Origin of the sequence: Streptomyces chattanoogensis, from assembly GCF_001294335.1 — a bacterium.
Taxonomy (GTDB): Bacteria; Actinomycetota; Actinomycetes; order Streptomycetales; family Streptomycetaceae; genus Streptomyces; species Streptomyces chattanoogensis.
In genome coordinates, this window is sequence record NZ_LGKG01000113.1 from 66,009 (window position 1) to 86,625 (window position 20,617).

General features: G+C 70.6%; 18 protein-coding genes and 1 riboswitch. Of the genes, 13 read left to right on the forward strand and 5 right to left on the reverse strand.

What is annotated here, in order from left to right; genetic code table 11:
• Positions 1–128: 128 nt before the first annotated feature.
• From ADL29_RS14520 to ADL29_RS14530, 3 genes are all read left to right on the forward strand, one after another.
• Positions 129–1,466, forward strand: a complete 1,338-nt coding sequence (locus ADL29_RS14520; protein ID WP_053924078.1) for a hypothetical protein — start codon at positions 129–131, stop codon at positions 1,464–1,466.
• A gap of 137 nt (positions 1,467–1,603) precedes the next feature.
• Positions 1,604–2,446 (forward strand): nitrilase-related carbon-nitrogen hydrolase, encoded by an 843-nt coding sequence (locus ADL29_RS14525; protein WP_053924079.1) that lies wholly within the window; start codon positions 1,604–1,606, stop codon positions 2,444–2,446.
• Complete coding sequence (locus tag ADL29_RS14530; protein WP_053924080.1) at positions 2,443–3,756, forward strand: aspartate aminotransferase family protein; 1,314 nt, start codon at positions 2,443–2,445, stop codon at positions 3,754–3,756. Before ADL29_RS14525 ends, ADL29_RS14530 begins: the two co-directional genes overlap by 4 nt.
• Before the next feature lie 149 nt (positions 3,757–3,905).
• On the opposite strand, the gene ADL29_RS14535 is transcribed toward ADL29_RS14530, so the two are convergent.
• Positions 3,906–4,790 carry a substrate-binding domain-containing protein gene (locus ADL29_RS14535; RefSeq protein ID WP_053924081.1) on the reverse strand — a complete coding sequence of 295 codons (885 nt, stop codon included), beginning with the start codon at positions 4,788–4,790 and terminating at the stop codon, positions 3,906–3,908.
• 477 nt (positions 4,791–5,267) lie between these two features.
• Between ADL29_RS14535 and hydA the strand changes: the two genes are divergently transcribed.
• From hydA to ADL29_RS14550, 3 genes are all read left to right on the forward strand, one after another.
• Positions 5,268–6,677, forward strand: coding sequence for a dihydropyrimidinase (gene hydA / locus ADL29_RS14540; RefSeq protein WP_053924082.1), 1,410 nt, complete (start codon positions 5,268–5,270; stop codon positions 6,675–6,677).
• Between the two features lie 90 nt (positions 6,678–6,767).
• Positions 6,768–7,787, forward strand: coding sequence for a TIGR03842 family LLM class F420-dependent oxidoreductase (locus tag ADL29_RS14545; RefSeq protein WP_053924083.1), 1,020 nt, complete (start codon positions 6,768–6,770; stop codon positions 7,785–7,787).
• 148 nt (positions 7,788–7,935) lie between these two features.
• Entirely contained in the window at positions 7,936–9,519 is a 1,584-nt protein-coding gene (locus ADL29_RS14550; protein ID WP_053924084.1) for an NCS1 family nucleobase:cation symporter-1, read from the forward strand.
• A 44-nt stretch (positions 9,520–9,563) separates the two neighbouring features.
• Here the strand turns inward: ADL29_RS14550 and ADL29_RS14555 are convergent, their stop codons facing one another.
• Entirely contained in the window at positions 9,564–10,373 is an 810-nt protein-coding gene (locus ADL29_RS14555; RefSeq protein ID WP_053924085.1) for a LysR family transcriptional regulator, read from the reverse strand.
• Between the two features lie 67 nt (positions 10,374–10,440).
• Between ADL29_RS14555 and ADL29_RS14560 the strand changes: the two genes are divergently transcribed.
• Both ADL29_RS14560 and ADL29_RS14565 read left to right on the forward strand, forming a co-directional pair.
• On the forward strand, positions 10,441–11,337 hold the full coding sequence (locus ADL29_RS14560; RefSeq protein WP_053924086.1) for an NAD(P)H-binding protein: 897 nt from the start codon (positions 10,441–10,443) through the stop codon (positions 11,335–11,337).
• Positions 11,334–12,023, forward strand: a complete 690-nt coding sequence (locus ADL29_RS14565) for an SDR family oxidoreductase (RefSeq protein ID WP_053924087.1) — start codon at positions 11,334–11,336, stop codon at positions 12,021–12,023. The genes ADL29_RS14560 and ADL29_RS14565 overlap by 4 nt, the downstream gene beginning before the upstream one ends.
• A gap of 158 nt (positions 12,024–12,181) precedes the next feature.
• Here ADL29_RS14565 and ADL29_RS14570 read toward each other — a convergent pair whose 3' ends face one another.
• Positions 12,182–12,580, reverse strand: coding sequence for a hypothetical protein (locus ADL29_RS14570; protein ID WP_053924088.1), 399 nt, complete (start codon positions 12,578–12,580; stop codon positions 12,182–12,184).
• Between the two features lie 646 nt (positions 12,581–13,226).
• Here ADL29_RS14570 and ADL29_RS14575 point away from each other — a divergent pair.
• Positions 13,227–14,789 (forward strand): FAD/NAD(P)-binding protein, encoded by a 1,563-nt coding sequence (locus tag ADL29_RS14575; protein WP_078970999.1) that lies wholly within the window; start codon positions 13,227–13,229, stop codon positions 14,787–14,789.
• Positions 14,786–16,045 carry an MFS transporter gene (locus ADL29_RS43480; protein WP_053924090.1) on the forward strand — a complete coding sequence of 420 codons (1,260 nt, stop codon included), beginning with the start codon at positions 14,786–14,788 and terminating at the stop codon, positions 16,043–16,045. Before ADL29_RS14575 ends, ADL29_RS43480 begins: the two co-directional genes overlap by 4 nt.
• Positions 16,046–16,152: 107 nt before the next feature.
• Here ADL29_RS43480 and ADL29_RS14585 read toward each other — a convergent pair whose 3' ends face one another.
• Positions 16,153–17,397, reverse strand: a complete 1,245-nt coding sequence (locus tag ADL29_RS14585; protein WP_053924091.1) for a GNAT family N-acetyltransferase — start codon at positions 17,395–17,397, stop codon at positions 16,153–16,155.
• 70 nt (positions 17,398–17,467) lie between these two features.
• Here ADL29_RS14585 and ADL29_RS43485 point away from each other — a divergent pair, with 70 nt between their 5' ends.
• Entirely contained in the window at positions 17,468–17,692 is a 225-nt protein-coding gene (locus ADL29_RS43485) for a hypothetical protein (protein ID WP_157878493.1), read from the forward strand.
• Positions 17,693–17,853: 161 nt separating this feature from the next.
• The gene (locus ADL29_RS14590; protein WP_053924092.1) at positions 17,854–19,140 is read left to right on the forward strand and encodes an NAD(P)/FAD-dependent oxidoreductase; all 1,287 of its coding nucleotides are present in this window, start codon (positions 17,854–17,856) and stop codon (positions 19,138–19,140) included.
• Between the two features lie 39 nt (positions 19,141–19,179).
• Here the strand turns inward: ADL29_RS14590 and ADL29_RS14595 are convergent, their stop codons facing one another.
• Positions 19,180–19,554 carry a hypothetical protein gene (locus ADL29_RS14595; RefSeq protein WP_046925263.1) on the reverse strand — a complete coding sequence of 125 codons (375 nt, stop codon included), beginning with the start codon at positions 19,552–19,554 and terminating at the stop codon, positions 19,180–19,182.
• 165 nt (positions 19,555–19,719) lie between these two features.
• Positions 19,720–19,955, forward strand: a riboswitch (cobalamin riboswitch).
• A 126-nt stretch (positions 19,956–20,081) separates the two neighbouring features.
• Here ADL29_RS14595 and ADL29_RS14600 point away from each other — a divergent pair.
• Positions 20,082–20,537, forward strand: coding sequence for an acyl-CoA thioesterase (locus tag ADL29_RS14600; protein ID WP_053924093.1), 456 nt, complete (start codon positions 20,082–20,084; stop codon positions 20,535–20,537).
• The last annotated feature ends 80 nt before the right edge of the window (positions 20,538–20,617 follow it).

Genomic DNA, 20,617 nt, shown 5'->3' on the forward strand with positions numbered 1-20,617 from the left:
CTGTCTTCTTTTCGTTCCTGTGCGCGGTCTGTAACGCGTGCGTAGCGCGCCGTCGCCGCCGTCGAAACATTTGCGGTGTGCCATGCGGACGAGGGGGCAAGTCCGGCCGAGGGGGAGCTGCTCAGTCCATGTCGGGAACTCAACTCCGGGATCCAGTCCAAGAGTTCGCGTACTTCCTGGTCTGCCTCACCCAGCGGCTCAATCCCTCCGCGGGGTGGTACGGCGTCTTCGCCCGGCGCGATCCCGAGGGGCTGCGGGCGTGCCTGGAGGGGCGGGACGTACCGCCCTGGGACGTGGTGGAGTCCCTGCTGTACGACCTCTCTGAGCTGCCCGGCGAGCATGCGGTGACCACCGCGAGCGCACGGGCCCGCCAGCTGCACGCGCAGGCGGTGGCCGTCCACGACGCGCGGCCGGGCGGCCGCCCCGCGCTCCAGGAGCGGCTGCAGGTGATGCTGCGCGAGGAGCGGCGCACCGCATTCCGTGTCCGTGAGCTGGAGGCGGCCCTGGCCGTGGCGGGCCCCCGGGAGGCGGACCGGCAGGCCGAGGACCTGGCCTGGGCGCGCGACGACCATCTGCGCGCGGGCGCCCGGGTCGGCGAGCTCCGCGCCCGGCTGGAGGCGCTGGGGCGGAACGAGGGCAGGCGCCAGGGGAAGATGCGCTCCAGGCGTCGGGCCAAGCCCCCTGCCCGCCCGCGCGGCGCCCGCTTCGCCGGGCTGGAAGTGCCGGAGGAAGTGCCGGAGGAAGAGACGGAGGAAGAGACGGAGGGTGATACGGAAGCGGAGTGGCAGGTCGAGCCGGCGGCCGAGGAGTACGAGAGCGCCCCGGCTCCCGCACCCGCCGCCCCGCGCGGCGCCCGCTTCGCCGGAGCGTACGGCCAGGACCCGATGGGCGACGTCGAGCCGGCGGACGGCCGCGCCCACCCCGCGCCGGCCCCGGCCGTCGCCGAGGCCCGCCGCGCCGCCGCCACCGCCGTCGCCCGTCTGGCCCACCTCCGCGCCACCACCGACGGCGGCCTCGTGTACGCCGAACTCTGCGCCGCCGCCAGCCGTCCCGCACAGGAACTCCCCTTCCTCATCGAGGAGTTGGAGCGCGCCGGACTCGCCTCCGACGTCCCCACCCTGCTCTGGGAAGCGGCCTGCCTGCCGCCCGCGGGGCTCGCCGCGGCGGCCGATGCGCTGGCCGCCGCGGGCCGTACGGAGGACGGCATCCAGCTGCTGCGGCAGTGCGTGTCCCGCCCCGTCGGCGAGGTGGCGCAGGCCGCGCTGGCGCTGCTCGAGCGGGACCGCACCGCGCAGGCGCTGGAGCTGCTGGCCGCGCTCGTGCGGTCCCGTACGCCGGACGAGGCCGCCGCGGCGGAGGCCGTGGCGCCGGACACCCTCGGCCCACTGCTGCTGGCGGCCGCCGAACGCGTCTCCCCGCACCGGCACAGCGATATCGCCCATGCCCTCCGCGTCGCCCACCGCTGAGCGCTCCGTGGACGCGCCGCGCTGAGAGATGGTCTTGCCACCGTGCGTGACGGGGCTTACGGTCACCTCCACACGCGTAGATCGCGGCGCAGATCCCGCGTGGGCTGCAGGCTGACGCATCGACAAAGGAGCAGCTCATGGCCGATGTTGTGCGTGCCGCACTGGTCCAGGCGACCTGGACCGGCGACACCGAATCGATGATCGCGAAGCATGAGGAGCACGCCAGAGCGGCGGCCGCCCAGGGCGCGAAGATCATCGGCTTCCAAGAGGTCTTCAACGCCCCGTACTTCTGCCAGGTCCAGGAGCCGGAGCACTACCGCTGGGCCGAGTCCGCGCCCGACGGCCCGACCGTACGCCGGATGCAGGCGCTCGCCCGCGAGACCGGCATGGTCATCGTCGTCCCGATCTTCGAGATCGAGCAGTCCGGCTTCTACTACAACACCGCGGTCGTCATCGACGCCGACGGCTCCCTCCTGGGCATCTACCGCAAGCACCACATCCCGCAGGTCAAGGGCTTCTGGGAGAAGTACTACTTCAAGCCGGGGAACATGGGCTGGCCGGTCTTCGACACGGCCGTCGGGAAGGTCGGCGTCTACATCTGCTACGACCGCCACTTCCCCGAAGGCTGGCGGCAGCTCGGTCTCAACGGCGCCCAGCTGGTCTACAACCCCTCCGCCACCTCCCGCGGCCTGTCCGGCTACCTCTGGCAGCTGGAGCAGCCCGCGGCCGCCGTCGCCAACGAGTACTTCATCGCGGCGATCAACCGCGTCGGGGTGGAGGAGTACGGCGACAACGACTTCTACGGGACCAGCTACTTCGTCGACCCGCGCGGTCAGTTCGTCGGCGAGGTCGCCAGCGACAAGGAGGAGGAACTCGTCGTCCGCGACCTCGACTTCGGGCTGATCGACGAGGTCCGGCAGCAGTGGGCGTTCTACCGGGACCGCCGCCCCGACGCGTACGGGGGGCTGGTGCAGCCGTGACTCACGACTCCGCGGGCCTGTACGCCCGCCACCGCGCCGTCCTGCCGTCCTGGCTGAGCCTCTACTACGACCGGCCGCTCGAACTCACCCACGGCGAGGGCCGCTACGTCTGGGACGCCGAGGGCAACCGCTACCTCGACTTCTTCGGCGGCATCCTCACCACCATGACCGCCCACGCACTGCCCGAGGTGACCAAGGCGGTCGGCGAACAGGCCGGCCGCATCATCCACACCTCCACGCTCTACCTCTCCCGCCCCATGGTGGAACTGGCCGAGCGGATCGCGGCACTCTCCGGAATCCCCGACGCCCGGGTCTTCTTCACCACCTCCGGTACCGAAGCCACCGACACGGCCCTGCTGCTGGCCACGTCCTACCGCCGCTCCAACCAGGTCCTGGCGATGCGCAACAGCTACCACGGCCGGTCCTTCTCCGCCGTCGGCATCACCGGCAACCAGAGCTGGTCGCCCACCAGCCTCTCGCCCCTCCAGACGCTGTACGTACACGGCGGGGTGCGCAGCCGCGGCCCGTACGCCCGTCTCTCCGACGCCGACTACATCAAGGCCTGCGTCGCCGACCTCGAGGACGTGCTCCAGCAGACCGCGGGCGGCGTCGCGGCGCTGATCGCCGAACCGGTCCAGGGGGTCGGCGGCTTCACCGCGCCCCCGGACGGCCTCTACGCCGCCTTCCGTGAGGTTCTCGCCCGCGAGGGCATCCTCTGGATCAGCGACGAGGTGCAGACCGGCTGGGGCCGCACGGGAGACCACTTCTGGGGCTGGCAGGCGCACGCCGACAACGGCCCGCCGGACCTGCTCACCTTCGCCAAGGGCATCGGCAACGGCATGTCCGTCGGCGGCGTCGTCGCCCGCGCGGACGTGATGAACTCCCTGTCCGCGAACTCCATTTCCACCTTCGGCGGCAGCCCCGTCACCATGGCCGCCGGCCTCGCCAATCTCACCTACCTCCTCGAACACGACCTCCAGGGCAACGCCCGGCGCGTCGGCGGCCTGCTCATCGAGCGGCTGCGGGCGATCTCGGCCGGACTCGAGGTGGTACGCGAGGTGCGCGGCCGCGGCCTGATGATCGGCGTCGAGCTGGTGCGCCCCGGTACGGACGAGCCCTCCGCCGAGGCCGCGTCCCTGGCCATCGAGGCCGCCCGGGAACGGGGTCTGCTGGTGGGCAAGGGCGGTCACGGCGGCGCCACGCTGCGGATCGCACCCCCGATGACGCTCACCGTCGCGGAGGCGGAGGAGGGGGCGGAGCTGCTCGCCGAGGCGCTGCGGGCGGCGCAGGGGAGGCTGGTGGGTTCGTAGCGGGACCGTGTGGAGGGGTGGGCGACTGCGGTGGCCTGCCCCTTTGTCCCAGCAGATCAACTCCCGCTCGTCCACGGCAGATTGAGGCCGTCCGTGGTGGGCTCCGGGAGTGGGGGGTTCCGGTTCCCGGGGCCCGCAGGTGCGGTGCGCTAACGTCCCGTCACCACCTCCCGTACGGCGTCCGCCACCAGCGTGAAGAAGCGGGTGTGCGCGCGGCGGCTGCACGGGGCCTCAGGGTTCCACGGCAGCAGCCGCGCCACGGCCTCCAGGGCGCGCCAGTGCTCGTCGGCCCGCAGCTGCGCGGGCCGGGCGGCGTTGGCCCGTTCGTCCGACAGCACGATGTCCGGGCGCATGCCGGCGGCCTCCGCCCAGCCCACCGTGGACCAGTTGGCGCCCGATCCGGCGGCCGGCTCCAGCAGGTCGACGCCGTGCTCGGACAGCGCCCGCAGATCCGGCCAGGCATTGGGCCGGGCCAGATGGACCCGCTCACGGCCACCGGGCGACAGCGCCAGCACCCGGGGCCGCACCGGCCCCCCGGTCACCTGCCGCAGTACGTCCTCCGCGGCGTCCAACTCCCGTGCCGCGCCCAGCGGTTCACCCTTCCCCAGCGAACCGGCGAGCGCCGCGAACCGTTCCCGTACCTCGGCGAGCCCGCGCCCGGGACCCACCGCGATGGCCGCCACCGGGACATGCGCCTCCAGTTCCAGCGCGGTCTTCGGCTCGAGCCCGTAAATCTGCTCGCCGTCGTACGTGACGGCGACCACGAGGTCCGGCCCGGCCTCCAGCAGCGCGTCCGGGTGCAGCGTGCCGCCCGACCCCAGAAACGGGATCTCCGCCAGCGGCAGCTCACCGGCCTTGGACGGGTCGGGCGCGGGGCCGTCGTGCTGGGACCCGAAGAGCCCCACGGGGCGGATGCCGTGGTCCCACAGCGTGGCGCCCGCCTGTATGTAGGTGACGATCTTCAATGGTCGGTTCCCGGCCACCGCCAGGCGCCCGCGGTCGTCGGAGAACTCCCACGGCGTGCTCTGCTCCATGACGTGTCGCCTTTCTGATGTCCTGTTTCGTGTCCTGGTCCGTGTCGTATTCCGCGTCCTGATCCGTGTCCTGTTGTGGTGTCCGGTGCCCGTGTCCCGTTCCGGTGTCCGGGTTTCGGTGTCCTGCGTGAGGTCGGCTGCCTGTGGGCGTGTGTCGCCCTAGGTCCGTCGTCCCGGCCGCCCCCCTTCCTGACGGGTCGTGCGCCCCGCCGCCCGCGTCCCGTTCCGGCGTCCTCGTTCTGCCCGCCGCGGCGCCCCCGCATCCCTCCCGGGCCGGTCCCCCACAAGCGGTGTGCCGCGCTCCGATCGCGCCCGGCGTTCAACCGTCCAGCTGATCGTCGGCGCAACACGGCCGTCGCCCATGATCAACGGTCACGGTATTGCCACGGTGGGTGACATGCTTCTACGGTGTCTCCTTCTCGACCGGTATCTACGGGTGTAGACCAGCTATGACGTGGCGTCAGGTAGGGAGCAGCGATGGTGAGCCGTACGGTCATCCGAGGCGGACTGGTGATCACCGCCGCCGACGAGATGCACACCGATGTCCTGGTGGAGGAAGGACGGATCGCGGCCCTCGCCGCACACGGGAGCCCCCATGCGGAGAGCTGGAGCCGGTCGGCCGACCGCACCATCGACGCCACCGGCAAATACGTCATCCCGGGCGGGGTCGATGCGCACACGCACATGGAGTTGCCGTTCGGTGGCACCTTCGCCTCGGACACCTTCGAGACCGGCACCCGCGCCGCCGCCTGGGGCGGCACCACCACCATCATCGACTTCGCCGTCCAGACCCGCGGCCATTCGCTGCGCCAGGGCCTGGATGCCTGGTACGCCAAGTCCGACGCCCAGTGCGCCATCGACTACGCGTTCCACATGATCGTGTCTGACGTCAACGATGCGACGCTCAAGGAAATGGACGGCCTTGTCGCCGAAGGCGTGAGCTCGTTCAAACTGTTCATGGCATATCCGGGGGTCTTCTACTCCGACGACGGCCAGATCCTGCGTGCCATGCAGCGAGCCGGCGAGAACGGCGGCCTGATCATGATGCACGCCGAGAACGGCATCGCGATCGATGTGCTGGTGAAGCAGGCGCTGGAGCGAGGCGAGACCGACCCGCGGTATCACGGCGAGGTCAGGAAGGCGCTCCTGGAGGCGGAGGCGACGCATCGCGCGATCAAGCTGGCCCAGGTCGCCGGGGCGCCGCTGTACGTCGTGCACGTGTCGGCACAGGAAGCCGTCGCCGAGCTGGCGCGCGCCCGCCACGAGGGTCTGCCGGTCTTCGGCGAGACGTGCCCGCAGTACCTGTTCCTGTCGGCGGACAACCTCGCCGAGCCCGACTTCGAGGGCGCAAAGTACGTCTGCAGTACGCCACTTCGCCCGAAGGAGCACCAGGCCGCGCTCTGGCGCGGCCTGCGCACCAACGAGCTCCAGGTGGTGTCGACGGACCACTGCCCGTTCTGCTTCTCGGGGCAGAAGGAGCTGGGCCGCGGCGACTTCTCCAAGATCCCGAACGGGCTGCCCGGCGTCGAGAACCGCATGGACCTGCTCCACCAGGCCGTCGTCGACGGACAGATCTCGCGCCGCCGCTGGATCGAGATCGCCTGCGCGACACCGGCCCGGATGTTCGGCCTGTATCCGAAGAAGGGCACGATCGCGCCGGGCGCCGACGCCGACATCGTGATCTACGACCCGCACGCCGAACAGACCCTTTCGGCGGCCACCCACCACATGAACGTCGACTACTCGGCCTACGAGGGCAAGCGCCTGACCGGACGGGTGGAGACGGTCCTGTCGCGCGGCGAATTCGTCCTCACCGACCGGGAGTTCACGGGCCGGGCCGGGCACGGCGCGTACATCCCGCGCGGCACCTGTCAGTACCTGCACTAGCCGGATCAGTACCTGCACCAGCCGGACCTGCACGTCGCGTGCTGCGGACGCGCCGATTCGTACTCGATCAGTAAGGGGCGTACACCAACCATGGACTTCGGACTCGTCCTGCAGACCGACCCGCCCGCCTCCGCGGTCGTGGAGTTGATGAAGCGTGCGGAGGATGCCGGCTTCACGCACGGGTGGACGTTCGACTCGTGCGTGCTGTGGCAGGAGCCGTTCGTCATCTACAGCCGCATCCTCGCGGAGACGGACCGCCTGACCGTCGGCCCGATAGTGACCAACCCGGGCACACGGACGTGGGAGGTCACGGCCTCCACCTTCGCCACGCTGAACGACATGTACGGCAACCGGACCGTGTGCGGCATCGGCCGCGGGGACTCCGCGATGCGTGTGGCGGGCCGTAAGCCGAACACGCTCGCGCGGATCAGCGGGGCGATCAAGGTGATCCGGGCGCTCGGCCGCGGCGACGAGGCGGATCTCGGCGGCACGGTGGTCAGGTTCCCGTGGGTACGGGAGGGGGCCGAGCTTCCGGTATGGATGGCGGCGTACGGCCCCAAGGCGCTGAAGATGGCCGGTGAGGAGGCCGACGGCTTCATCCTCCAGCTCGCGGACCCGTTCCTGACGGAGTGGATGGTGAAGGCGGTACGGGACGCGGCGGTGGCCGCCGGACGCTCGGTGGACGACGTCAAGATCTGTGTCGCCGCGCCCGCGTACGTCACGCAGGACGACTCCCCCGAGGCCCTCGCCCACGCGCGTGAGCAGTGCCGGTGGTTCGGCGGGATGGTCGGCAACCACGTGGCCGACCTGGTGGAGAAGTACGGCGCCGACTCCGGCGTGGTGCCGCAGCAGCTGACGGATTACATCAAGGCGCGTGAGGGGTACGACTATGCGCACCACGGCCGCTCCGGGAACCCGGACACGAAGTTCGTACCGGACGGGATCGTGGACCGGTTCTGTCTGATCGGCCCGGTGTCGGCGCATGTCGAAAGGCTGCGTGCGCTGCGGGCGCTGGGTGTCGACCAGTTCGCGGTGTATGCGATGCACGACGCGAAGGAGAAGGTCATCGACGAGTACGGCCGGCACGTCATCCCCGCACTGACCTCATGACCGGCGCGTTACCGGCCCCCTCGGCACCACCCTCTTCAACCAGCCTCTCCCGCACGGCAGTTCACGGCACCCGCACGGCCAAGCTCCCGCGTCCCCCGTAGGGCCTGCGCACCGGCCCTTCACCGGTCCCTCATCGAACGGACTGCCCATGACCGACGCCCTCCCCTCCCCGTCCTCGTCTCCGATACCGGCCGAAGGCGCCGGCGTCGAGCTGACCGCCGATGTCTGTCCTTCCGGCAGCCGCTACGCCAATGAGGACCTGCGTCCCGTCCCGCTCGCCGAACGCCGCTGGACCACATACAACTTCGTCGCCCTGTGGATCGGCATGGCCCACTGCATCCCGTCCTGGACCCTGGCCTCCGGGCTGGTCGCGCTCGGCATGGACTGGAAGCAGGCGGTCCTCACGATCGCCCTCGCCAATGTGATCGTGCTGCTGCCGATGCTGCTCACGGGCCATGCCGGACCGAAGTACGGCATACCCTTCCCGGTCCTGGCCCGGGCTTCGTTCGGCATCCGCGGCGCGAACCTGCCCGCCATGGTGCGGGCCGCGGTGGCCTGCTGCTGGTTCGGCATCCAGACGTGGATCGGCGGCCAGGGCATCTTCGTACTGCTGGGGAAGATCTTCGGGGGGTGGGCCGACGCGGGGAAGATCGGCGGCTACCCGTGGACGCTCTGGCTGTGCTTCGTCATCTTCTGGGCGCTCGAACTGGCCGTCATCCACCGGGGGATGGACACCCTGCGCCGCTTCGAGAACTGGGCGGCGCCGTTCGTGCTCGTCGGCGCCGTCGTGCTGCTGGTCTGGATCGCGAACAAGGCGGGCGGCTTCGGCCCGTTGCTGCACGAGCCGTCGAAGGTGGGGTGGGGTGCGGACTTCTGGAAGGTGTTCTTCCCGGGGCTCATGGGCATGATCGGCTTCTGGTCGACCTTGTCGTTGAACATTCCTGACTTCACCCGCTTCGGGAAGGGCCAGCGGGCGCAGGTCTGGGGCCAGACCCTCGGCCTGCCGACCACCATGACCGCCTTCGCCCTCATGTCGGTGCTGGTGACGGCCGGTTCGGAGAAGGTGTACGGGGCGGCGATCTGGGACCCGGTCGAGCTGGCAGGCAAGACGGACAACGTGTTCGGCCTGCTCTTCGCACTCGTCACCGTCTTCGTGGCGACGATCTCCGTGAACATCGCGGCCAACGTCGTCTCCCCTGCCTACGACCTTGCGAATCTCGCGCCGAAGGTCATCACCTTCCGTACCGGCGCGATCATCACGGGCATCGTCGGTGTGCTGGTCATGCCATGGAAGCTGACGTCCACGCCCGAGCTGTACATCTTCACGTGGCTCGGCGTCGTCGGCGGGCTGCTCGGCACGGTGGCCGGGATCCTGATCGCCGACTACTGGATCATCCGGCGGACCGTGCTGCACCTCGCCGACCTGTACGTGGCGGAGGGAAGGTACTGGTACGGCGGTGGGTGGAACTGGCGCGCCGTCGTCGCGTTCGCGGCCGGGGGTGTGCTGGCCGTCGGCGGGTCCTACTCGACGCTCGACGCGAAGGGGAACAAGGCCGGGCCGTTCCCGGCCGACGGACTGATCCCGTCCCTCAAACCGCTCGCGGACTACGGGTGGGCCGTCGGGCTCGGGGTGTCGCTCATCGTCTATGCGGCTCTGATGGCAGCAGAGCGGCAGAGGGGATCCGCCGGGCACGTGACTGCGGCGGATTCTCACGCACCGGACGGCGGGTGACCACGTCGAAGGTTCGGCCGGCCGTGGCCTCGCGCGCTGACCGCTCAGGTCTGCCGCAGTGTCGCGGTGGCGATCTCCAGGAAGTCGCGTAGCAGCTTCTCGTGCCGGTCCGCCGCAACGGCCAGGCAGCTCTCGATCCCTGGGGCGTCTGTGACGGGGAGGTGGGCGAGGTCGGGGCGGGAGTAGGACCGCGCGACGCTCAGCGGGATGAGCGCGATGCCGTGCCCGGAGGCGATGAGCTCGAACTTCTCTTCAAGCGTCGACGTCCGCCGCTTTGGTATGTCGAGCATCCGCTCGCCGTCGAGGTCCGCGGAGGTGAGTTCCTGACGGCATGCCAGCGGGTGTGCCGCGGGCATGCAGGCGACCCTGGGCTCGTGGCCGATGGGAATGATGCGCAAGCCCGCGTCGTCGAACGGCCGCCGCAGGTAACCGACCTGGGCACGGCCGTCCCGGAGCGGCCGGTCCTGCTCCCACCAGCGTGCCGGGACGACGTCGGTCTCGACGTCCGGGTGGCGCGAGGCGAACGCCCGGATCGCATCCGACACATGGAGCCCGGGGGAGAAGGCGACCACGAGCCGTTGGACGCCCTGACCGACGTCGTGCACGCGCCCCACCGCCGCGGTGACCGACGGGAGGATCTGCTGCGCCTCCTCGTAGAGCTGTTTCCCGGCGGCGGTCAGCTCCACGCTGCGGGTGCTCCGCACGAACAGCGTGCACCCCAACTCCTGTTCCAGGGACCTGATCTGACGGCTGAGAACCGGCTGGGTGATGTAGAGCTGCTTCGCCGCGCGGCCGAAATGCCGGTGCTCGGCCACCGTGGCGAAGTAGCGGAGCTTGCGCAGATCGAGATCCATGCCCTGAAGGTATCAATTGCCGGAAAGGGTATTGGACGCCGCGGATGGCCGCCCCAAGACTTGACGCATGATCGTCATTACCGCTCCCACCGGCCAGATCGGCAGCCGGCTCCTGGAGATCCTCCTCGGCGAGAGCCACACACGCGGCGAAGAGCTGCGCGTCATCGTGCGTGACCCCGGGAGACTTCCCGGCGCGGTCCGCGCGCGCGTCGACGTCGTCACCGGCTCGCACGGCGACGCGGAGGTCGTCGACCGGGCCTTCGCCGGTGCGGACGCCGTCTTCTGGCTGGTCCCCCCGAACCCGCAGGCGCCGAGCCTGGACGCCATGTACTCCGGGTTCACCGGCGCCGCCGCGAAGGCGTTCACGACCCACGGAGTCGGACACGTCGTCGGCGTCTCGGCGCTCGGCCGGGGCACCCCCGTCGCCGGCCGCGCCGGGCACGTGACGGCGTCGCTGGCCATGGACGACCTCATCGCGAGCACGGGCGTGGCCTACCGGGCGCTCGCCAACCCGACGTTCATCGACAACCTGCTGTGGCAGGCGGCTTCGATCCGCGACGACGGCGTGTTCACCGGCACCGTCACCGCCGACCGCAAGGCACCGACGGCCGCCACCCGGGACATCGCCGCGGCCGCCGCCGGCCTGCTGCTCGACCGCTCGTGGACGGGGACGGGCGAGGTCCCGGTGCTGGGCCCCGAGGACCTTTCGCCGAACGACCTGGCGCGCATCATGTCCGAGGTGCTCGGCCGCCCGATCCGCTACGAGCGGCAGACGCTCGACGCATTCCGCACCTCACTGGCCGGACACGGCATCGGGGACGCGCTCGTGCAGGGCTACCTCGACATGATGCGGGCCAAGGACGAGGGCCTCGACGACGGGGTGCGGCGCACTCCGGGGACCGCGAGCCCGACGACCTTCCGCGCGTGGTGTGAGCAGGTCCTCAAGCCGGCGGTCCAGGCGTGAGCGCCGGGACCGCCCTCATCGTCGGGGCGTCCCGGTCCCTCGGGCTCGGTCTGGCCACCGCGTACGCGCAGCGGGGTTGGGACGTCATCGGGACGGTCCGGGGCGATCGGCGCACCGGCCTGCACGACCTGGCCGAGGCATCGGACGGCCGCGTCACCGTCGAGTCGCTGGACATGACGGAGCCGGAGGAGATCGCCGCGCTGCGCGAACGCCTGGCGGAGCGCACCCTCGACCTGCTGTTCGTCAACGCCGCCATCACGCGGGGCAACATTCCCGTCGGCGAGGTCCCGACGGAGATGTTCGCCGAGGTCATGGTCACCAATGCGCTCAGCCCGATGCGCGTGGTCGAGTCCTTCCGCTCGCTGGTCGCGCCGACCGGGACCATCGGCGTCATGTCCTCGCGCCAAGGCAGCCTCGGCCTGAACACCAACGGCGGTCACGACGTCTACCGCGCCAGCAAGTCCGCCCTGAACCAGCTGATGCGCAGCTACGCCGCCCGGTACGCCGACGCCACGCACACCCTGCTGCTCATCTGCCCCGGCCACGTCCGCACCGAACTCGGCGGACCGGACGCACCTCTGACCATCGGCCAGTCCGTCCCGGGCGTCGTGGACACGATCGACCGCCACGGCGGCGAACCGGGCCTGAAATTCCTCAACTACCAGGATCAGCCGGTGCCCTGGTAGAGGCCCGGCTCACCGCCCTGCGCTGCTTCACCTGGTGAATCGGGCGAACGTTGCCTGATGCGGCACCAGGGCCTTCCTCCGACGGGTCGGAGGAAGGCCCTCGCTCGTGCTGCACCCCGTCGAGGGAAGGGGGTGTCGGGGAACTGGGCCGCGAACACCTAGTCCCGTCGGCGGAAGCCGCTTTGGGAACCGGTGAGCCGAAGCCGCTGGACCATGCCGGCCAGGGGGTGCGGGGTGGTCCGTGGGTCCAGGAACGCGAACGGCTCGATGCCGATGCCGTCGGCCGAGGCGCCCTCGATGTACCACTGGCGCTGGGCGTCGGTGGTCAGGCTCCACGCGGAGTCTCCGTCGCCGGGCAGGAACGCGTCCACGTAGTCCACCGAGTCGATCCGCTCAGGGACCCGGTCGGCGGCTCCCCTGACGACCATTCCGGCATCGCCGATACCGGACAGGGTCACGCAGTGGGCCGCGTGCCCGTGCCGCCGCAGCTCTTTCGCAAGCGGCTCGAAGTACCAACCGCCGTGGCAGGCACCCGGGATGAGTGTGAAGGTGATCACGCTCCCCATCATCTCGCGGGCGGTACTTGCCTGAGGGGGAAACTGCCGCCCTCATCCCGCCGGCCATGTCTGTGGGGCGAGTGAGGCTTTCGGAACCCGGCTGGCGCATTCCCACGTGGGATACGGCTTGAAGGTGTACAACCTCGCCGCAGAGTGACGGGCGTCACTCGACCCCGTGAAGCGATTCGCCGTTTTTGCTCCATGAGTGTCATCCGCGGGGCTTGTGGGCGGTTGGGGGTGCGCTTACCTTCTTGCGCACAAGTTCTTCATAGAACCTTCACGATTGTGGGCGGGGGGACGATGGTGATGTCCGTCTGGGTGCGTCGAAGCGGCTTATGTCGCGTGATGTCGGCGGGGATGGGCGGGTTCGTGGCCGCAGGCGTAAGCGACCTCCCTGCATGGTGAGTTGGCCGATCTCGCGGCTACTCCTGACCGCAGGCTTCAAGCCCGGCACTCCCTGCGCCCAGTTCGGAGACCGCCGCTGGGGACTGAGCGCGGCGGGCAAGGGTTCGCACGTCGATGTACCCCTGCTCGCCGGCTCCGGCCACCCACGTCATGAGGCCCCCACCTCAACAACTCCCGTGGTTCTTCCGCGAGGTGGAGCCACCGAGACCAGGCATGCCCTGACGAGTCCAAAGGAGAGAACGTGATTTCCGCGCAGTCCACAGTGCCCTGTCCTGCACCAGCCGGAAGCGCCCCGCATCAGCGGCGGCGGATCGCCGTGATCGGTGGCGGCGCTTCGGCTACGGCGTTCCTGGTCGCCCTCGTGAAGCAGATCTCGGCCGAGTCCGTTGTGGAAGCTCCCGACGTCGTGGTGTTCGAACCGGACGGGCCGTGCGGGCCGGGCTTCGCCTACCGGGACGACACCGACAGCGCTCTGCTCAACCGGCCGGTCTCCGCGATGTCGGTGGACTACGGGGACCGCGGTCACTTCCGGCGTTGGCTCGGGCAGCACGGGCCGGCGACCGCCCGCACCGATGCCGGAAGCGCCCTGTTCGCACCGCGATCGAGTTTCGGCAGATATCTGGCAGACGTGTTCGCCACGGCCTGCCGTGACTTAGGCAACCTCGGCGGTTCCGTGGAGGTCGTCCGAGAGCCGGTGCGCGAGGTGCAGCCCACCGCGGAACGGTGCGCGGTCGGTCCCGAGAGGTCCGCCCCGCGCTGGGTGGATGACGTGATCCTTTGCCTGGGATCGCTGCCCGCACGTGACGTGTACCGGCTGTCCGGCGCGCCGGGCTACCTCCACCAGCCCTATCCCGTGCAGCAGAGTGCGCATGCCGTACCGCACGGCGGTGAGGTGCTGGTGCTCGGCTCCGGACTGACGGCGATCGACGTGGCCCTGGAGCTGGGGCGCAGAACGGACGGAGTGCGCGTCACACTTGGCTCGCGCAGCGGTGCGTTGCCGGATGTGCGCTGCGACCTCGGGGCGGGCGACTGCGCCCGGGAACTCGTCGAGGACGTCCGGCGCATGCTCGCCCAGCGGGAGACCATCAGCCTGAAAGACCTTGCCGGGCTTCTCGACGGAGAGCTGTCGCGCCGGGGTACGACCCTGCGGGAAGCGCTTCGCCCCTTCCTGGCCCGGACCGGCGGCGACGAGCTGCTTCGCACCCGGCTCGGCGAACCAGGCCCCGCGGCTGCCGTACAGCGCTGCATCGTCGCGCTGACCCCCTGGTACTCGCGGCTCTGGAGAGCCCTGGACCCGGCGAGCGGCAAGGCGTTCACGCGGCACTACAGCCGGGTCTTCACCTGCCTGCGAAGTCCGATGCCTCCCGTCAACGCCCGGCGGCTGCTGGCACTGGCCGACTCCGGAAGACTCTCGTTCCGCGCCGGCATCCTCGACGTCCGCGCCGAAGACCGCCACTTCCGGGCGCTCTACCGCGGCGGACAGGAACGGCGCTACGACGTGGTGGTCAACGCGACGGGACGGGGCATCGACGTGAGCGCCGCCCGCCCCGGCACCCTGGTCGAGACGCTCACCCGCAGCGGATTCGCCCGCCCGCACCCGCTCGGCGGACTGGACGTCGACCCCGACACCAACGAGGTGCTCGATGCCTGCGGGGTGCCGATCCCCCGGTTGCACATCGTCGGAGACCTCTCGTCCGGCGTGCACTTCCACACCAGCTCGATGGAGTACGCGGCCACCCAGGCGGGCCGGGTCGCGGAGCGGGTCGCCTCCCGTCTTCCCACCCGCGCCGGAGTGCTGCTGTGAACCCCGATGCGGTCCCCGACCGGTCCACCCTGCGCACCTGTCTCATCCTGCTGGTCGTCGTGCCGCAGGCGACGCTGGCGGCGTTCGTACCCGCCGTGCCGCACATCGCCGGGGACCTCGCGACGTCGCCCGCGGCCATCGACCGCAGTCTCGTGCTGTACATGGCCGGGTACGCCCTGGCCATGGCCGCGGCCGGGATGCTGGCCGCGCGAACGGGTCCCCGCACGGTGCAGCTAGCTGCCTTGGTACTGCACATCGTGGCGTCGGTGGCGGTGGCGGCCGCGCCGGATGTCCGCACACTGACCGCCGCCCGGGTACTGCAGGCGTTCGGTGGCGGCGCAGGCACCGTCCTCGCCCGGGTCTACGTGCAAGAAGCCCTTCCGGAACGCCAGAGGCTGGCGGCACTCACGGGGTTGTCCACAGCCATCGCCCTCACCCCCGCGCTCACACCCCCCGTCGTCGGGCTGCTGGTCGACCACCTGTCATGGAGGCCGATCATGCTGGGGCTCGGCCTGCTCAGCGCCGGTACGTTCCTCGTCGCCCGGCGCACCCTGCCCCATTCGGAGGCCCGGACCGCCGACAACGGACCAGGGCTGCGGCAGGTCCTCGCCAGGCCCCAGTACTGGTGGTTCACCGCAGCGATCTGCCTGGCGTGGTGCGTGTACTTCACGTTCACCACCTTCTCCAGCCACACCCTCCAGGTGCGCCTCGGCACCACATCAACGGTCTTCAGTCTCCTCTACGCGCTCGTGGTCGCCGGATACATCGTGGGGAGCAGGACCGCCCGGAGAATGCATCAGCGCCACAGGCTGGAGCGGATACTGCTCGTCTCCGGCCTCGTGTCCCTGGCCGCGACGGCGGCAATGACCCTGGGCGCGTACCTGTTCCCGCGCGAACCTCTCGTTCTCGTCGTGCCCATGGCCGTAGCGATGACAGGCATCGGCGCCGCCTTCCCCGTCTGCCAGGCCGGCATGCTGCGCTCGGTGGGAGCCAACGCCCGCAGTGCCTCCGGCCTGTTCTTCTTCCTGCAGATGACCAGCGGTGCCGCCTATACGGGTGTGCTGTCCTGGGCGGACCCGACCGAAAGCGTCGCGCTGAGCCTCGCGGTACTGGCCCCGGCTGCGGCGCTCGCCGTGTTGGTCACCGCCGTTCGCCCGCCACGGAATATCCCAGGCAGCACGGCGTCCCGCCCGGCCCGCACCGGCGGGTCGGCATGGCCGCGGCGAGACTCCCACCGCTCGCCCGCCCAGAAGTGAGCCTTGAACGAGCCGCAGCACAACCGGCTCAAGCCCTGACCGCCCCGGGACCGGTCCAGTGGAAGACGGCGCCTGACGAGACGTGTGCAGGGTCGGCGAGCGCGCGGTCAGAACCAGTGCAGGCAGTGCGGGGAGCGCTCGGCGCGGAAGAGGGCGTCGGCGAGGGCGGCCGCGCCCGGGCGGTGGGCCCGGATGTGTCCGGCGCGCACGAGCGTGCTCGGGGCGGTGCCGCCGAGGTAGACGGAGCCCAGGTCGCGCACGTCCAGGGACAGGTCGGGCTCCCGGTCCGTCGGTACGCAGTCGGCCTTGCCGTCCCGGACGGTCAGCAGGTAGCGGCCGTGCTCGCCGAGGAACGGGTCCTCGACGTCGAGGACGAGCTCGCCGTCCATGAACCAGCCGCGTGCGGTCAGCGCACGCGGGACGTCCAGCAGCCGCACCCAGAGCCAGTCGGTGTCGCCGCTCACCTCGCCGGCGCGGAAGTCCGCGAACTGCCAGCGCAGCGGGTGCTCGGGCGGGATGTGCTTGAACACGACCTGAGAGACCAGGTCGTGTCCGAGTACGAACCGGGCCAGGGCCGTGAAGACCGCGTCGTCGGCGGCGATGGTCTCGTCGACCGTCAAGGTCTGGGGCTCGCCGATCGAGTAGCTGGCGTACCCGTCCGGGACGCCGTCGGCGTCCCGGTGAACGGCGACGTAGCGCGGCGCCGGCGATATCGGGGGCTGCCCCGCGCGCAAGGCCCACCAGCGGTGCGGCCGGGACAGCGCGCCGGGCCGGGCGCGGCGGTACCGGTCGTAGACCTCTTCCAGGATCTCGCCGCACTCGGCACGACGCAGCACCTCGACCGAGCCGGTGTCCGAGTCGCCGTCCGGGCCGGTCGCCGGGGTGTCGGCCGTTCCGCGCGCCCGGGGGACGGCAAGGGCGGCCTGGTGGCGTGGCACCGTCAGCTGCTGCGTGTAGGTCGCAGGTCCGTAGCCGAACCTGCCGTAGATCGGGGCCTCGGAGGCCAGCAGTACGGAGAGGAACTCCCCGCGGGCCCGCAACTCGGCGAGCTGATGCCGCATCATCGCGCTGAGCACGCCCTGGCGTCGGTGCGAGGGTATGACGCCGACGGCGGTCACCCCGCCGGCCGGGGCGAGGATCTCACCGGGCAGGGTGAGCTCGAAGGAGTACGCACCGGCGGTGCCGACGGGCCGCCCGTCCGCCGTCAGGGCGAGCAGGCAGCGGTCCATTTCGAGCGCCGACCACCAGAGCCCGCCGCCCTCGGTCGGGGATTCCGGGAAGCGCCCGAACGCGGCATGGAGTGTGCCGACGAAGACGTCAAGGTCCTGGTCGGTCGTGGGACGGATCTCCATTGCTGCCGCTGCCTCCTCGAAATGCCGGCACCACGACGCGTGGTGTCTGGCCACAGTGCAGCGTTGACCCATGGCCAGGGCAACCGAATTACGGCCGGGCCCGCGGCCGGTCACCGCACTGTCCGCCGGGCTGGTGGCCGGGCTTGGTGGCGCCCCTTTCCAGCAACTGCCTCTCGGCTTCCCGGACGTCCTCGACCACCTCCGCGCCCTCGCCCACCGCACGCTGCGCGCCATGCACCGACCCCATCACGGCCACCGCCGTTCGCTGAACTGCACGGCGCAGGAACCCCGTTGAAGGGTGTAGGGGCGGGGATGCCGAACGCACGGCGGAGGCCACCGCAGCCAGATCACCCATCACCCGATCCATAACCCTTGACAATCGATCATGTTCCTGACAGCAGTGGCACTGCACGACTCCCACGAACCGCACCACACCCCGAAGGGGGCGATCAGCGCATGACCAAGCCTGAGAGCGCGGGATACGACTACGACGTCGTCATCAGCGGAGCCAGCCTCGCCGGCAGCGCCGCGGCGATCCTGCTCGCCCGGCGCGGTGTCCGCGTCGCACTGCTGGAACGCCGCGCGGACCCCGAAGCGTACAAGGCGCTGTGCACCCACTCCATCACGGCCAACGCGTACCCGGTGCTGGACGAACTCGGCGTCATCCCCGCTCTCGAGAAGGCGGGAGCCGTCCGCAACGAGGCCCGCTGGTACACCCGCTGGGGATGGATCGAGCCGAGGGCCGCGCCGACGGGCCCCGAGCTACCGTACGCGTACAACATTCGGCGCAGCACCCTCGACCCGTTGCTCAGGTCCCATGCGGCCGAGACCCCTGGCGTCGATCTGCTCCTCGGTCACCGTGTGACCGGGCTGGTCCGGGAAGCCGGGCGCACCGTGGGGGTGCGCACGGCGACACCACAGGGCGAGCGCGAGATCCGGGCCCGCCTGGTGGTCGGCGCCGATGGCAAGGACTCGGCCGTGGCGAAGTTCGCCGGGGTACCGGCTCGGCTGTACGAGAACGCGCGGTTCGGCTATCTCGCGCACTTCCGCAATCTTCCGCTGCCCGGCGGGATCGGTCACGTCTGGTTCCTCGAGCCCGACATGGCGTACGCGTTTCCGAACGACGACGGGGTGACGGTCCTCGCGGTGCTCCCGGACAAGAAGCGGCTGCCGGCCTTCCGGGAAGACCTGGAGGGCAGCTTCTCCGCATTCGTCCGCGCCCTGCCCGAGGCACCGCCCATCGACTCCGCCGAGCGCATCACGAAGATCACCGGCGCCGTCAACTACCCGCTTCACAGCCGCAAGCCGACCGCACCGGGCGTCGCGCTGATCGGCGACGCCGCCCTGACCGGCGATCCCCTGTGGGGGGTGGGATGCGGGTGGGCCCTGCAGTCCGCGCAATGGCTGGCAGAGGCGGTCGCCTTGGCCGCGAGCGGTCGGGGTGACCTCGACAGGTCGCTCGTGGTGTACGCCCGCAGACACCGGCGCCGGCTGCGCGGTCACCAGTACCTGGCCGCCGACTTCGCCACGGCACGCCCGTTCAATCCCTTGGAGCGGCTGGTGTATGCGGCGGCAGCGCGCGACGAGTCGGTGGCGCGGCACATGTATCTCTTTGCCTCCCGCCTGATCGGTCCGCTGCGCTTCTTGAATCCCGTGGTGCTGGCCAAGGCTTCGGCCGTCAACATCAAGCATCGCCGGGCGGCCGCAGTACGGCTTGGCGGCCCGCCATCGCCGACGCCCTGACGGCTTGCGCGCGGGCGGATCAGCCTGGGTCGCCCGACCTCAGCGGTCCTCGCAGGCAAGTGTCAGGCACAGCATCAGCGGCTCGTAGGGAGTGCTGTCGCTCTGCGCGGTGGACGTCTTCTCGGAGTCGGCCACGAACCGCCACTGCGACGGCTGGGCGTGCGTGGTCTCTCCCTTCTTCTCCACCTCGACGTGGAGCGTGCGGGCCTGCGGATCGTTCGTCTCGACGAGCACTTCGTCGCTGTCGACCGAGAAGTGGTCGTGTAACAGGACCAGGCCGAACCGGTCCAGGTTTCCGTGCTTCTCCAGCACGGCCTTGATTTCCCGGGCGAACTCCGCGTCCTGCGGGCCGAGCGGTTCTGCGTCTTCGAAGCGAGGAAGGCTGTGCGATGCGCGGCTGGTCTGCGTAGGCATGAGCATCTCCCTTCGACCGCGCTCTGCGGTCTCAAGTAACCATAGGCCAATGGTGAGTTGGGGCAGAAGTGCCCGAAGGGGACGGGGGGGCCTTGTGCGGGCGTATCCCTTCGGGGCGAGTGGGGCACTCGGGGCACATCCCGCGAGGCCGTGCCCTCGTTGCGGTTACCCTGGCGCTGCAGCTGGTTCACCCCGTCAGCCAGACGGGCGTGTCGTAAGAGGGAACCCGGTGGGAATCCGGGACTGCCCCGCAGCGGTGAGCGGGAACGACCGCCGTCATACGCACTGGGCCCACGCTCGAGCCCGGGAAGCGACGGCCAGTAGATGCCTCGCACGTACGACTCGTTCGTACGCGAGGCGTGCCCGCGAGTCCGAAGACCTGCCGCTGCCCGTACGCCACGGGCGTGCGGTGATCCCGGCGGCTCGACGGAGACCGGCCGGCGGCTCCGGGCACGCGGCGTGCCCCTCCGCCGTCGTCTCCTTCGCGCCCCGGGCCTGCCTGCCGCGACTCGCGAAGGAGAGTTGACGTGGCCGACCGAACCGTCGCGCTGAACTCCGCTGCCAAGAAAACCCCGGCCGATTCCCGGGTCACGCTCGCGCACATCATGAGCGAGCACGACACCAACCTCTACGGCACCATCCACGGTGGCGTCGTGATGAAGCTCATCGACGACGCCGCTGCGGCCGCCGCCGGGCGCCACGCCGATGGCCCGGCCGTGACCGTCTCCGTCGACCGGATGACCTTTCTCGCCCCGGTGCGCGCCGGGGACCTGCTCAGCGTGCACGCCACACTCGAACGCGCCGGCCGGACATCGATGACAGTGGCGGCGCGCGTCACCGCCGAACGCTGGAACGCCGCCGGGCCCGTCGCCGAGGTGGCCACCGGCCGGCTCACCTTCGTCGCGATCGATGCCGAAGGCGCGCCGCGCCCGGTTCCTGCTCTCGACGACGGGACGAACGCGAGCGGAGACCCACTCGCCTAGCAGCATGGGCACGTGTGGCTCCGTCCGGGCCAGTTGCACCGTGGTCTCGCTGCCCCGGGGCTCGTCCGCGCTCTCCGTCA